The organism is Pyxidicoccus fallax, assembly GCF_012933655.1.
GTDB classification, from domain to species: Bacteria; Myxococcota; Myxococcia; order Myxococcales; family Myxococcaceae; genus Myxococcus; species Myxococcus fallax.
Genome location: NZ_JABBJJ010000344.1, coordinates 1 through 13,107, shown reverse-complemented (window position 1 = coordinate 13,107; position 13,107 = coordinate 1). Strand labels below are relative to the sequence as shown.

Here is a 13,107-nt window from a genome sequence, read left to right as displayed (position 1 = left end):
CCACCCTCCCGCTCCGGCGCCACCACCTCCGGCGGCAAATCCAACAGGCCCACCTCCGCCCCGGGCCCCTTGAGCACCAGCGCCCGCTCGATGGCGTTGGCGAGCTGCCGCACGTTGCCCGGCCAGGGACAGGCGCGCAGCGCGGCACGGGCCTCCGGTGTGAAGCCCGACGCGCGGCGGCCGAGCCTCGCGCCCAGCGTCGCCAGGAAGCGCTCCGCCAGGGGCAGCACGTCCTCCGGCCGCTCACGCAGCGGGGCCAGGTGGATGCGCACGACGTTGAGCCGCCAGTAGAGGTCCTCGCGGAAGGCGCCCGTGCGCGCCGCCTCCTTCAAGTCCTTGTGCGTGGCCGCCACCACCCGCACGTCCACCGGGATGCCCGCGCGCCCACCCACGCGGTGGACGATGCGGTCCTGCAGCACGCGCAGCAGCTTCACCTGGAGCGGCGCGGGCAGGTCGCCCACCTCGTCGAGGAAGAGGGTGCCGCCGTCCGCCTGCTCGAAGACGCCCTCGCGCAAGGCCTGGGCTCCGGTGAAGGCGCCCTTCTCGTGGCCGAACAGCTCGCTCTCCGCCAGCTCCGCGGGGATGGCACCGCAGTTCACCGCGATGAACGGCCCCCGCGAGCGCGGCCCCAGCGCATGGAGCGCGCGCGCCACCTCCTCCTTGCCCGTGCCGCTCTCTCCGGTGATGAGCACCGTGGACTGCACCGGCGCCGCCGCGGCGGCCACGCGCATCGCCTCGCGCATGTTGGCGCTCTCCGCGACCGGTGACTGTGCCGGCGTGGTGGCGGCGCGAGGCTCGGGAGGGCAGAGCGAGGGCCCCACCGCCAGCGCCAGCGCGCCCGCCAGGGACAGCTCCTCGTCGTGGAAGGACTGCTCGCGCAGCAGGCACAGCGCACCGACGGGCTGGCCTCCGGCGTACAGCGGCGCGCACAGGACATGCGCCTCCGAGCGGCGCACGCGCGTCGTCTGGGCGTCGTGCTCCGGGCGGGCCTGCGCCTCCGGCATCGCCTGCGCGCGGCCGGAGCGCAGCACGGCGTCCACCAGCTCCCGGCTCACCGTGAGGTGCGAGCCCTGGGGCCGCGCGTGGCGGGGGCGTGGACCCTGGGGGCCCGACTTCAGCAGCACGAGCGCGGAGGGCTGGAGCGCGGACTCCAGCGCCTCGAACACGAGCGCCACGGCGGCGTCGGGCGACGTGCACGCCGCGGCGCGCAGGGCCAGCTCTCCGGCCCGCGCGAGCACGTCCGGCCCGGGGGCCTTGCCGACACGCGCCGACTCCGCGCGGCCGCGGGTGAGGACGAGCGTGGATTCGCCATCGCGGGCACGCAGCGCGTCGAAGGACGGCTCGTAGACGAGCACACTCTCCCCCACGGAGACCTGGTCCCCGGGACGCAGCTTCACGGGGACGTGGGCCTGGAGGCGCTCCCCATTGAGCCAGGTGCCGTTGCGCGAGCCCAGGTCCTTCAGCACGTGCCCGGGCCCTTCCGGGGAGAAGAAGCAGTGCTCCCGGCTCACCTTGTCATCGAGGAGCTGCAGGCCGCCCTCGGCGGCCCGGCCCACCGACAGCGGCGCGTCCAGCTCGCGCGCCACACCCCTACATGGACCGAACATCGCCACGAGTCTCGCCACGGTGGCGAGCCTATTACTTCTCGCCACGCCCGCGCGATGCCCCAGGGGCGCGGGTGTTCACGGACACGGGGAGCGGCCTACTTCTCGCGGGTGAGTGAATTGTTCGTCCCGCGCGTCTCCTGCTTCGGGTCGCCCTTCTTCCACGTCACCTTGTTGCCCACGCCCATGACGGTGATGGCCTTGGCGGTCTCCACTTTCACCTTGTTGTTGTTGCCGGACACCACCACGTCGCCGCAGTCGCCCGTCAGCTGGAAGTCATGGCTGGTGCCGGCGATGTCCACGCCCTGTCCGGGAGTGCAGCTCACGGCCTCCTTGCGCATGGCGCCGCTGACCTGCAGCCGGCCTTCCTCGTTCGTCTCGACCGGCGACGCGCCCGAGCCCAGCTGGGGCGCCATGGCCTTCTTCGCCGCGTCCTGCGACGCGGTGCCGCCATCCTTGCCCTGCGCCCCCGCCATCAGCGGAACCGCCAGCAGGCACGCCACCAACCCCGACAGCACCCTCGAACGTCCATTCCTCGACATGGGTGTCTCCTCACGCGCGGGACCACACAGGGGCGTCGCACGCCGTGCGGCGCCCCGAACGGAACACGTGGCTGTTGTCGCTCGTATTCACCCGGCCTGTCCACCCGCTTGGTGGGGGAGGGGCCAGCCGGGCGCGGACCTCTTCATTTCCGGGCGCCCCGTGTCCCGAAGAAGGTGCCGTGCACGGCCTTGCCCTTGGAGCGGAACATCTTCTTCTCCACGCCGTCCTTCGCGGTGCCGGCCGGGCCGCCCACGAACTGGTCGATGTGCTCCTTCTTCAGCGCACGGGCCTTGGCGCGGCCCTGCTCCTCGTGGTCCGCGCGGCCGGGCTGCTTCTCCAGCGCGGCGAGGACGTAGGAGGCCAGCAGCTTGCGCTCCAGCTTCGAGTACAGCTTCGGGCTGTCGAAGACGTCCACCACCTCCAGGTCGCCGTTGATGGCCACGGCGAGCCCGGCCATCCGCTCGTCGCGCGGCAGCTTCGCCTGGAGCTCATCGAGGTACTGGCCGATGCGCTGGCGCAGCGCCGCGTCCTGGAACACGCGCCGGTAGGTGCCCGTGGGGCTGGAGACGCCGGACACCTGGGACTTGCGCGCCACCTCGCCCCAGACGGCGCCCTGCTCGGAGAAGAGCGCCGCGCGGCGCAGGTCCGGGTGCGCCACCGCGAGGCCCGGCTGGAAGGACAGGCTCTGTCCGCTCCACCGGTTCTGCTCCACGCAGAAGACGGGCACCTTCTGCCGCTCGCCCGGGTCCAGCACCACGTCGCTCTGGACCATGCGGTCCTGCTTGCCGCCCAGCAGCAGCTCCCCGCCCACGAGGTACAGGGGGCGCTCGTCCTTGTTGTGCACCCGCAGCTCGCGCACCGTGCCGTCACTGTCCAGCTCGCGGATGGAGACCTTCTTCGCCGCCTGGGCTTCCTCCAGCACGGTGTAGTCGTCGTACGGCGGCCCCTTGCGCGTATGCAGCGGCACCACCGCGAGGTTGTAGGCGAGGACGGGCGCGCCGGCCTCGTAGTCGCCCAGGCTCAGCTCCGGGGCGGGGGAGTCGTTCTGCGCGAGGGCCAGCGGAGCGATGAACAGGGCGACGAGGGCCGAGAGGATGGGGATGCGGGACGTCATGTGGGCGGGGCCTCCTGGGTACGAGGCGTCCCATTGCAAACCTCCGTGCCAGGGCGGCTCCCCTGGGAGGAGCCAGGCGGCGTGTCACACGGTGTGACGAAGTGCAAAGCCGTGTGACACCGCCCTCGGGCTCACGGCGCCGTGACGCCGAGCACGTTGGGCAGGGCCCAGTAGCGGGTGTTGAAGTCGTTCTCGTTGAAGCCCGTCTCGTAGCTGCCCACCCGGCGCACCGTGCGCCCTGGTGCGGCGACGTGGAGCGAGGCTTCTGGCCCTCCTTCCAGGTACATCATTCGGGACAGCTTCAAGGGCAGCCGCTGAACCACCTGGATGAAGTCATGCGTGCGGTAGGGCGAGCGGGCATGGAGCAGCAGCAGCCGTCCTTGCGTGTCGATGCCCAGCGCCGCGGTGCTCCACTGGCGCGGCTGCGGCTGCCACGTGTTGCGGCCCTGGCAGTCCACCATGCGGATGGACTGGAGCACCGTGGTGTAGCGCGGCAGCAGGGACTCCACGTCGTCGCAGGCCCCGTCGAGGAGCTGTGCCGGCGGCAGGCCCTTCTCCTTCGGATGGAGCACCAGGAAGGTGCGGTAGTCCTTGCGGCGGGTGGGGTTGAGTGCCTTGCCCTCGCTGCGCGCCATGCCCACGGGGCTTCCTCCCGGATGGAACATGCCGGCGTTCGTCACCGCGATGAGGCCGTGGAGCGTGGCCCACTGCTCCGCGGTGGGCTCCGGGGCGTGGCCTTCCAGTGACGCGCTCAGCAGCCGTACCGGCCGCACGGCCACGTCCACGCGCAGCACGGTGACGCGCGAGTCGCCCACGGTGGACTTCAGGTGGGCGTCGAATTCCGCCAGCTCGACTCCTGGCGCGAGCGTCTCCCAGGGGGAGGCGAAGGCGGGGAGGGACAGGCAGAGGAGGAGGGGAAGGAGTCGCATCGGCCGAGCTCGTGGCGTTGGGGTTCGCCACGGCCGCACTGCAAGGGCCGAGCCCGCGTGGAAGGGCCAATGCGGGCTCCAGTTCCGACGTGAGTGCTATGGGCTGTAGACCAGGGGCAGCTGGCCGCCGTTCTGGTTGTAGGGGTTCGAGCTGCCGGTGGGCGCGTTCCAGCCGCAGTAGCCGCCACCCTTCAAGTCGACCACCTTGGCATCGGCGCTGTAGGTGGTCGTGCCGACCGCGCCGCTGCCCATGACGGAGAACGGGTTGGCCGCCACGGTGAAGGGGGTGCCGCGCAGGTCGATGTTGGCCACGCCCGCGACGGCCAGGTCACAGGACATGGCCGAGGCGTACGACATCGAGTTCACCGGGACGGTGGAGGCGTGCTGGAGGTGCCCCGAGGAAGAGGAGAAGGTCTGGTCCGCGGTGTTCACGCGCAGGGTGGCCGGGTTGATGCGCAGCTTGAAGTAGGTGGTGCGCACGGTAGTGCCAGGGGAGGCTCCGCCGGCGGTGTACTGGGAGTAGTTGTAGGAGCCCGTTTCCTTCAGCGTCAGGTACTCGGTGGGCGTGCCGGCCATGTCGTGGCACCAGGCCGTCCAGGGCTGGATGGGGTTGCCGTTGAAGTACAGCACGTACTCGCCGTCCACTGCATGGGGGTTGGAGTTCTTGAGTTCCTGGCAGGTGGCCGGGGCGATGTGCTGGAGCGCCTGCCACTGTTCGGGCAGCGGGGCGATGCTGGCCTGCGGCGTGGGAGCGGAGCGCGCCATCGTCTCGCTCATGTCTCCGGCCTCGCCACAGCTGGTGCTCAGCGTGACGAGGCTCATGAAGAGGGCAGGAGAGGCGAGCGACTTCTTCCAGTGACTCATTGCGGGGCTCCTTGGAGAGACGTCAGACATTCATGGAAGCATCTCTCGACCCCGGACGCGTCGAATCTGGAACCGCCCTGCGTTTCCTCGGAAGCACGGGCTAAGTGGTTGCCCGTAGCTTTCGGCCATGGTCCCGGCAAGTGGGGACTATCGCTGCTCACTCAACCAGCGGCGCACCTCGTCGAGGTACTCGCGCGGCAAGGCGTGCTCGCTGTCGAAGGCCTTGCGCGTCTTGCGCTTGGAAGGCGCGGCCTTGAACAGCGCCTGGTTGTTCTCCTCCGTGGAGAACTGGTCACGCGTCGCCGTCAGCAGCAGCCAGGTCTGCTGAATCCCGCCCATCCGGTTCACTGGCGCGGCGTCGCCCAGCACGGGGTCGACGTGCGGGGGCACCATCGTCACCAGATGCGTGACGCGCGGCTCGCGTGAGGCCACCAGGAGCCCCACCTGGGCGCCCATGCTGTAACCCGCGACGAGCACCCGCGGAGGCTTGCTCTTGGCCAGCACCCGCGCGAGGAGCGCCCGCGCATCGCGCACGGTGTCCACGATCATCGCCTGATAAGGCGCGGTGTCCCCTTTGTTCGCCCGCTTCGCGAGGGCGCCGGGCCGCGCGTCGGGATTCGCCCGTGCCCCGTGCAGCCTCGCGTCCAGGAGGTAGACCCGGTAGCCGGAGCGCAACAGGTGCTCCGTCAGCCCTCCGCCATACGTGGGCTCGGTGTCGGACAGCCAGTCCTCCTTCTTCCGCGTGAGGCCGTGCAGGAGGACGGCCACGGGCGGATTCGCGGCGTCCCCTTCCGGCTCCAGCACCAGGACGGGAATCCGTTCCCCATCTTCCGCCTGGACCTCCATCGGCACGGGGGGGCGGGCGGCGTGGGCCACGGAGATGGACAGGAAGCAGAGAGCCAGCAACAAGAAGCGCGTCATCGCGGTACTCCTCCGAGTGAGGGCACCCACACTGCCCGCGCACGGGTCAACCCCGCGTCAGTCACGCGTTGACACTCGTTTGACGTGGCCGCTGGTACCATCCTCGTCGCGTCCGGAAGAGGAGTCCGGCGCTCCCTCCATGCGCGTGCTCATCGTCGAGGACAATCGTGACCTCCAGGCCAACATCGCCCGGTTCCTGGAGCCGGACTTCCTCCTGGACTTCGCGGCCACCGGCCCCCAGGGGCTCGCGCTCGCGCTGGCCAACGCCTACGACGTCATCGTGCTCGACCTGATGCTGCCCGGCATGAGCGGCATCGAGGTGTGCGAGCGTTACCGGCAGCTCGCGCCACGGCTCGTTCCCATCCTCATGCTGACGGCCCGGGACACGCTCGAGGACAAGCAGGAGGGCTTCCAGGCGGGCGCGGATGACTACCTCGTCAAGCCGTTCTCGCTCCGGGAGCTGCGCTGGCGCCTGGAGGCGCTGGCACGCCGGCCCGTTCCCCCGAGCGGGCGGCGACTGACGCTGGGAGGACTCGCACTGGAGCCAGAGGGCGGACAGCTGCGCTGGGGCGAGCGCACCGTCCGGCTCCATCGCACCGAGGCCCTCATCCTGCGGCTCCTGATGGAGGCCGCGCCCGCCGCCGTCTCCACGGAGACGCTGGCGGAGCGGCTCTGGGGTGACGAGGCGCCGGACTCCAGCGCGCTACGCACCCATGTCTACGCCCTGCGGAAGGCGCTCGCCGGGCTGGGAATCGACGATGCCATCACCACCCGCCGAAACGAGGGGTACTGCCTGGATGCGAGCAGGTGCCAGACCGGTCCGTAGCCTCCTGCTGCGGTCCATGTGGCTCTCCGCGGCGTTCGCGCTGGTGCTCATGGGCGCGTTCTTCACGCTCTTCAGCTACGACCTCGAGGACGTCATCTTCAACCGGCTCGTCGCCGCCGAGGCGGACCGGTCCGAGCCGGGGCATATGCCGGGCATCACCACGTACTCCGGCCATGCCTCGCTGCCTCCCTGGTTGAGAGAGCGGCTGGCGGAGGATGCGCCCCAGGCCGAATACGAGGTCTCTACCCGGGGCCACGGACACTTCCACGTCGCGGTGCGCCCCGGCGCGGCGGATGGGAAGCCCCGGTATGTCGTATTCGACGTGACCGAGCTGACGAGCACCACGTCCCATCTCCGGCGGACGTCCGGCCTGCTCCTCACCAGTGCGCTGCTGGCGCTGCTGGCCGCCGCGCTGCTCGGCCATGTCGTGGCCCGCCGCCTCGGTCGGCCGCTGGAGCAGCTCGTGGGACGGCTGCGGGAAGAGGACGGAGCGCTTCCCGAGGACGATGGCGGAGTGGCCGAGGTGCGCGCGCTGCTCGAGGCGCTGCGAGCGCGGGACGAACGTATCCAGGAACTGCTGGAGCGTGAGCGGCGCTTCAACCGCGACGCGAGCCACGAGCTGCGCACGCCCCTGGCCGTGGCGCAGGGGGCGGTGGAGATCCTGGAGCTCGACCCACCCCGCGACGCGGAGACGTTCCGCCGCCTTCGCCAGGCGGTGAGCCAGATGGGCCTGCTGACGGAGGGCATCCTCTGGTTGGCGCGGGAGCGGCGCTCCGACGAGCGCTGCGAGCTTCTCCGGGTCTCACGTGAGCTGGTCGCGCTGTATGCGCACCTGCGCCAGAGCGACCGCATCGAGATTTCCATCGAGTCCGCGGGGGAAGTCCTGGCGCCCATTCCAGCTCCCGTGGCCCGGGTGATGCTGGGAAACCTCCTCAAGAACGCGCTGGCCTACACGAGCGAGGGGCGCATCGTCATCGGCATCGAGCCCACGGCGTGGACCCTCTCCGACACGGGCGTCGGCTTCGGCTCGGTCGAGCCAGGGCAGGAGGGCTTTGGCATCGGGCTCTCCCTGGTGGAGCGGCTCGCCCGACGGTTCTCGTGGGGACTGGCCATCGACACGCTGAAGCCCCATGGCACGCGGGTGCGGCTGACCTGGGACTGCACACGTCCAGATTTCTCTAGCGGCGAGGAGTACGGGACTTGAACCCGTGGGCAGGGCGATAGCAAACCCCAAGCAGGACGCGCTGTTACCCGCTATCGCCTTGATTCTCCTAGGGTTCATCATCCCGCCCCGTTCCTCACCGTTCCCCGGTGTTCCGCGTCAATCCACGCTGGAGGGGCACATTGAGGGCACACGCGGCCCAACAGGGGCAATCCGCTTATGGTTGTGATCGGCCCGAGTTCCCCATTCTCGCAGGGCTCGAGAGAGGCCCGTGGGAGGCTGACGGGAGCGTGTGCCCTGGCGAGGTGGAACTGTGGAGGGGCAGGTGGAGGAGCGGGGGGGAGGCGTACCGGCGGAGATAGCCAGAGGGGACGGTGCTGTATGAGGCGGTGAGGGAGAACCTTGCCTCGCTGCTGGCGGAGGGGAGCGACGTGGGGCGCGGCCTGCCCCGGTACGTTCAAAGAACTCGCTCAATCGAAACTGTCACGGTTTCCAAGGTATGCGCCGGCCGATAGCGCTGGCAGGCTTGACCTGACCGTTCGACGAATCGTGCACAACGATGTCCCGCTGGTGGAAGCCATCCCGGTCGTAGTCCACACGACCGCGTGCGGCGATGTGGAGGGCAGCAGCAGTCGTGGGCTGGGACTCGAGCAGGACGTTGTCTCTCCGGTCAACGATCCGGAAGACGACTGGGATGTCGCGATTGATGCCGCCGGTCGAGACGCCGAAGTCGGCCAAGTGGAACCGCCCTGTGGCAGTCTCCCGTATGTCGAAGCACCGGACGTTCGTAGGAGTAGCAGTCGCCAGCCGTGACTTTACGGCGCGAACGGATTCGGCCGCCGCAGGAACGGGAGCCTCTTCCGGCATGCGCAGCTTCTCGGCGTGCTCTTCCCCCAGATGGAGCCAGTTGGGATTCCACCCGAATCCTTCCGGACGGGACAGTTCGACGAACTCGCGAAACACGCCCGGGCACCTTCGAGCCATCCATGCCGCGGCCACATGCTGGTATTCAGGCGCGCTGTTCTGCTCGGCGTCTCGCGTCAAGCCCGCCGGGAAGAGGAACCAGTTCACCGGATGAACGAGTCGGAGAAACTTCGACGTCACCTCGGAACGGGTCAGTCTCGAGTTGTTCGTGCGATGCGGGAGGCCGGCATCAAAGATGTGCTTATGCCGCTTCGCGGTACCCCACGGGCGCGCGACAGTTTCGCAGTGGAAGGTGCCATCCCCCTCGGCTTTCGCCCGGCTGTCGGCGACGGGCGCGATTCGCTGCTCGAGGAGCGACTGAAGACTCCGTTCGAAGAACCCGGGCGACCCGAAGCTCCGATACAGCCAGACCGGAAGCTCGTTGTCGCAAAAGACAACGTCTCGGGCTGACGCTGCCAGACGCACCCGGCGTGCCCGGTGCTCACGTGCAGGAACTCGCTCGCCCCCGTCTTCAAACGAGCCCGTGTCGCGAAGGGGAAGCACGCTGCTCTCGCGCGCGAGATGGTCCAGGAGCCACACATGCGCGTGTTCGATGACGCGCGCAGGAAGCGTGTTCTGCTCTAGGAAGTCGATGAACCGGGTCATGGCGGCCCCCTGCGTGAAACGCCAGCATACAGGCCGCTCGGGCACGATGCAGTCGCGACCTATGATTCCCCCATGTCTGCACTGTGACGGTGAGGAGGCTCCACCGTCCTTCCGCAGAGCTCCCTCAAGCAGGTGAGGAGGAGGCGAGCGCGGGGCTTGAGGCAGCGGCCAGGAAGGAGTGGATGAAGGAGAGGACACCGCGAGTGGACTGGCCGAGGTGCTCAGGAGGACGTTCGACTTCGACGGGTTCGCCTGCGTGAGGTGTGGAGGCAGGCTTGAGGGTGCTGGCGTACGTGAAGGAAGTAGGAGGGGTGCGCGTGATTCTGGATCACCTGGGCTTGCCCACGGCATGTGCGAGGTGGGCCCCAGCGCGAGGGCCACCCCAGGCCGCGTGGTGCTGAGGTGTCAGGGGCCGGGGTAATGGACCGCGCCAGGGTCGGCCAAGCGGATCGCGACTCCTGATCGCTCAGAACTGGCCGCTGGCGGCCGGTTGCCCTGCGCCCGCGCGCGGAGGGAGGATCAAGGGCGCAGAACCGTTCAGGTATCGGCGTAGCCGACCCTTGACGCTCCCGAGCACGCGGGCTCGCGGTCTGATCGAGACAGCGATCCGAAGGGGTGACCCGCGAGCGATCCGATGGGGCGGCCCCTCACACCGCCTCAGGCTCGCGGAGTAGCACCTGCTTCTGCAGCAGTTGGCCACGGAGAAGCCAACGCACGGAGGAGGCGTTCCTTGGGGCGTGACCCTCAAACTACTCCCTTGATAGACTCGCCCCTTCAACTGGTAAGCACAGCGCCATCAGGGCACCAGGAGTGGGGGCATGCAGCGCATCCGAGATTTTGCAGCGCGCCATTGGTCAAAACTCGCAGCCTTCGCCCCGAATTTGCACATTCGCCGCCGCTGGTACCACATACTGGGCCTTGCTCTCATAGGAGCTGCGGGCGCCATTCCCTTATTAGGTCTCACCTCATTCTGTACATATGCTGACAAGACCATCTTCTTTGCGCCTGTTGCGCTAGCAGCGCTTATTGCAGCGATCCTAACGGGCCGCTTCCCTTCGCTTTCGGGACTTAGGCACTTCGCGACATATCCTCCTACGTGGATCAGCGCTATAATTGGTTTGCCGATCATCTCCATCGCCTATTTCACAGTGCCCAAGCTTGAAGGACGATGTGCCGGACTCGGCAAGCTGTCCGGCTCGTTGCCCGCAGGTGAGTTGTGTCTCTGGGGGGCCGCCTTCATCTGCTCGATTTTTGCTATATGTGTCATAGCTGGACGAGTAATGAATGGTGCCAAGACGCGCAGCGAAGTCGCTGCATTGCTTAAGGAACTCGGGCGCGACAGTCGAGAGGACCTGGGCAAGCCGAACACATCTCCAGGCAACTCTCTTTTCATCAAGAGCATCGAGAGCGACGCCCCAGCAGCGAACTTGGGAGTCGATGCCTTCTGCCGACGTGATTTCGCACAGCGCATTGTCGACCACATTGCCGCCAAGACCGCAGCGATAGCAATCATTGGTTCACGAGGTGCTGGCAAAACATCGCTGTATAATTTCGTTCGAGAATTCGCAGTGGGCCGAGCAACCACTTCGCGGCCTATTCTGTTCGTCAGGGCATCTCTATGGCCCTATGGGACCGTTGAGGCAGGAGTCCGAGGAATTCTTGAGCAGGCCGCGGGCGCCCTATCATCGCACATAAACATGAGCATGATCTGGGGATTGCCCGATGCCTATATCGACGCGATGGAGACAGGGGGATTCGGACTGGCGAGACTGCTTCGACGAAGCAGAAGTCCCGAACAAATCCTGGGCGACTTCAACTCAATTTGCAGTGCGGCTGGAATTACAATAGTTCTTTGGGTGGAGGATATTGACCGGTTCGCAGCCACAGCCGGAATCGACAAAGAGGAGCGCCTTGAACCCGTTCGCGCCCTCCTTCACGCATTCTCGACGTCATCGGCGGTGTTGCCCGTTCTGGTTGCCTCACGGCTTGGGCAAGGGTTTGACCTGGAGAAACTTGTCAGGCGTGTCGAATACATCCCCAGCCTTAGTCGCGCAGCGGTCCTCGACATTTTGGCCGGTTTCACCGAAGAGCAGGAGAAGACGAACCCTCTCGTCAATCTCGGAATCAAGCCCAACCGAGCGTGGTTGGAATTCAATGCGCATTTTGAGCGCACTGGCCTGTCCAAGCCAAGTCACTCGCTCGCTGACCTCCTGAGGACCCCTCGAATACTAAAGCACGCCCTACGGCTCGCCAAGGATACATGGGACAGGCTTGCTGGCGAAATTGACCTCGACGACGTCCTGTGTCTCAGTGCGATTCAATCAACACATCCACGAGTCCTGGACTTTGTCCGCCACAACATTCGTTGGCTTCAAAACCCCTTTGGTGAGGATGAGAAGGAGCGCAACGCCCAATATGCTGAACTGACTCGGCAACTTGAAAGCCTGATGAGTACAGCGCCCGGCGACATGCCCGCACTTCTGGAGGTGCTTAATTTCGTGTTCCCCGGAGGGCTTCAGCCTTCCGGGTTCGGAATGCGCTCCAAGAAATTGCAGGGTGTCTCTGTTCGATCCCGACATGCCGACTATTTTGAACGCTTCCTGATTCGGGAGGCTCCCACAAACGCGGATGTCGACACAATTGGCGAAATTCGCAAGTTCCAATCAGCCCAATCTGCCGAGCTTCCAGCTTTGCTCTTCAGTGCAAGGCAGGAATCGGTAGCATACTTCAGCAAGAGACTCCTGCTGGAGGCCGAAGCGTCTAGATTGCTGGAGTTGGCATTCTCTTTAGCCATCGACCTCCTCGGAACTGCAGCAATGACGCCCCTGGTCGATTCGGGCCTAAGGGAGGCAATGTCCATCTATGACGATGTGCACGACTCCGCGCCGTTCGACTCAAACGTTCTCTTCTCAGTGTTGGCACGCGCGACCTCAAGACTTGATGTTGTGCTCATGGTGGTAGACCACTACGCAGGCCCCAGCAATCGACCGAAAAATACCGAAGTTGTCGCCGCGCCATTTCGCACGGAGTTGAGGAACATTCTTGCGCGCGAACTCTCGCCCGACATCTCCGCCGCAGTCCTGGCGACCAAGCTCAGAGGGTGCAATCCGTTTATGCTGAGAAGCATTGTGTGGGATTACAGCCCAAAGGAAGAGGAACCTATCCCAGAATGGCCTCGCGTGCGAGAGTCTCTTGTCCAAGCTGCCGGGGAAAGCAGTGACATTCTTGCCCATATTTCCCGGCTCTTTGTGAGTGAAGGCGCGGGACTCTCTGCGAAGGGGGCGTTCACCGAGAGATATGCCGTTCAAGAACCGGCATTTCGTGCGCTATTTCCAGAGCGGCATGTCATTCTTGACATTCTGGCCGCGCAGGAGCATTCGCGCTCCGACGATATCTATATCCAAGCCGCGCACCAATATTCAGTCGCACAGCTTGCGAAGGAATCCGCCACGCCGAATGCGTCATAAGAAACTGTTTCAAAAATGCCCGTTGCGCGGCCTGCCCACTGGCCGGGAGCATCGCTCGGGCGGCCCCGTCAGCGGCCCTCCTCGGCCCCTCTGCACCCGTCGCTTATA

The 13,107-nt window shown here is 66.6% G+C and carries 10 protein-coding genes; 3 read left to right on the top strand and 7 right to left on the bottom strand.

All coding sequences use genetic code 11. The annotated features are described in order from the left end of the window. From HG543_RS56625 to HG543_RS43650, 6 genes are all read right to left on the bottom strand, one after another. Nucleotides 1-1,607: sigma 54-interacting transcriptional regulator (locus HG543_RS56625; RefSeq protein WP_169350877.1), on the bottom strand; the 1,607-nt coding region annotated here is incomplete at its 3' end. 95 nt (nucleotides 1,608-1,702) lie between these two features. Beyond that, complete coding sequence (locus tag HG543_RS43670; protein ID WP_169350876.1) at nucleotides 1,703-2,146, bottom strand: DUF3060 domain-containing protein; 444 nt, start codon at nucleotides 2,144-2,146, stop codon at nucleotides 1,703-1,705. A gap of 143 nt (nucleotides 2,147-2,289) precedes the next feature. Beyond that, nucleotides 2,290-3,261: an ARPP-1 family domain-containing protein gene (locus tag HG543_RS43665; RefSeq protein WP_169350875.1), complete on the bottom strand. Its 972-nt coding sequence runs from the start codon at nucleotides 3,259-3,261 to the stop codon at nucleotides 2,290-2,292. 131 nt (nucleotides 3,262-3,392) lie between these two features. Beyond that, nucleotides 3,393-4,190: a phosphodiester glycosidase family protein gene (locus HG543_RS43660; RefSeq protein WP_169350874.1), complete on the bottom strand. Its 798-nt coding sequence runs from the start codon at nucleotides 4,188-4,190 to the stop codon at nucleotides 3,393-3,395. Nucleotides 4,191-4,286: 96 nt separating this feature from the next. Continuing rightward, nucleotides 4,287-5,054 carry a GON domain-containing protein gene (locus HG543_RS43655; RefSeq protein ID WP_169350873.1) on the bottom strand — a complete coding sequence of 256 codons (768 nt, stop codon included), beginning with the start codon at nucleotides 5,052-5,054 and terminating at the stop codon, nucleotides 4,287-4,289. Nucleotides 5,055-5,201: 147 nt separating this feature from the next. Continuing rightward, nucleotides 5,202-5,975 (bottom strand): alpha/beta hydrolase, encoded by a 774-nt coding sequence (locus tag HG543_RS43650; RefSeq protein WP_169350872.1) that lies wholly within the window; start codon nucleotides 5,973-5,975, stop codon nucleotides 5,202-5,204. Nucleotides 5,976-6,114: 139 nt separating this feature from the next. Here HG543_RS43650 and HG543_RS43645 point away from each other — a divergent pair, with 139 nt between their 5' ends. Next, nucleotides 6,115-6,801: a response regulator transcription factor gene (locus HG543_RS43645; protein WP_169350871.1), complete on the top strand. Its 687-nt coding sequence runs from the start codon at nucleotides 6,115-6,117 to the stop codon at nucleotides 6,799-6,801. Between the two features lie 16 nt (nucleotides 6,802-6,817). Next, complete coding sequence (locus HG543_RS43640; protein ID WP_169350870.1) at nucleotides 6,818-8,005, top strand: sensor histidine kinase; 1,188 nt, start codon at nucleotides 6,818-6,820, stop codon at nucleotides 8,003-8,005. Nucleotides 8,006-8,446: 441 nt separating this feature from the next. On the opposite strand, the gene HG543_RS43635 is transcribed toward HG543_RS43640, so the two are convergent. After that, a complete protein-coding gene (locus HG543_RS43635; RefSeq protein WP_169350869.1) occupies nucleotides 8,447-9,532 on the bottom strand; it encodes a hypothetical protein in 1,086 nt (361 codons plus the stop codon). An 818-nt stretch (nucleotides 9,533-10,350) separates the two neighbouring features. Here HG543_RS43635 and HG543_RS43625 point away from each other — a divergent pair. Then, nucleotides 10,351-12,999 (top strand): hypothetical protein, encoded by a 2,649-nt coding sequence (locus HG543_RS43625; protein WP_169350868.1) that lies wholly within the window; start codon nucleotides 10,351-10,353, stop codon nucleotides 12,997-12,999. The last annotated feature ends 108 nt before the right edge of the window (nucleotides 13,000-13,107 follow it).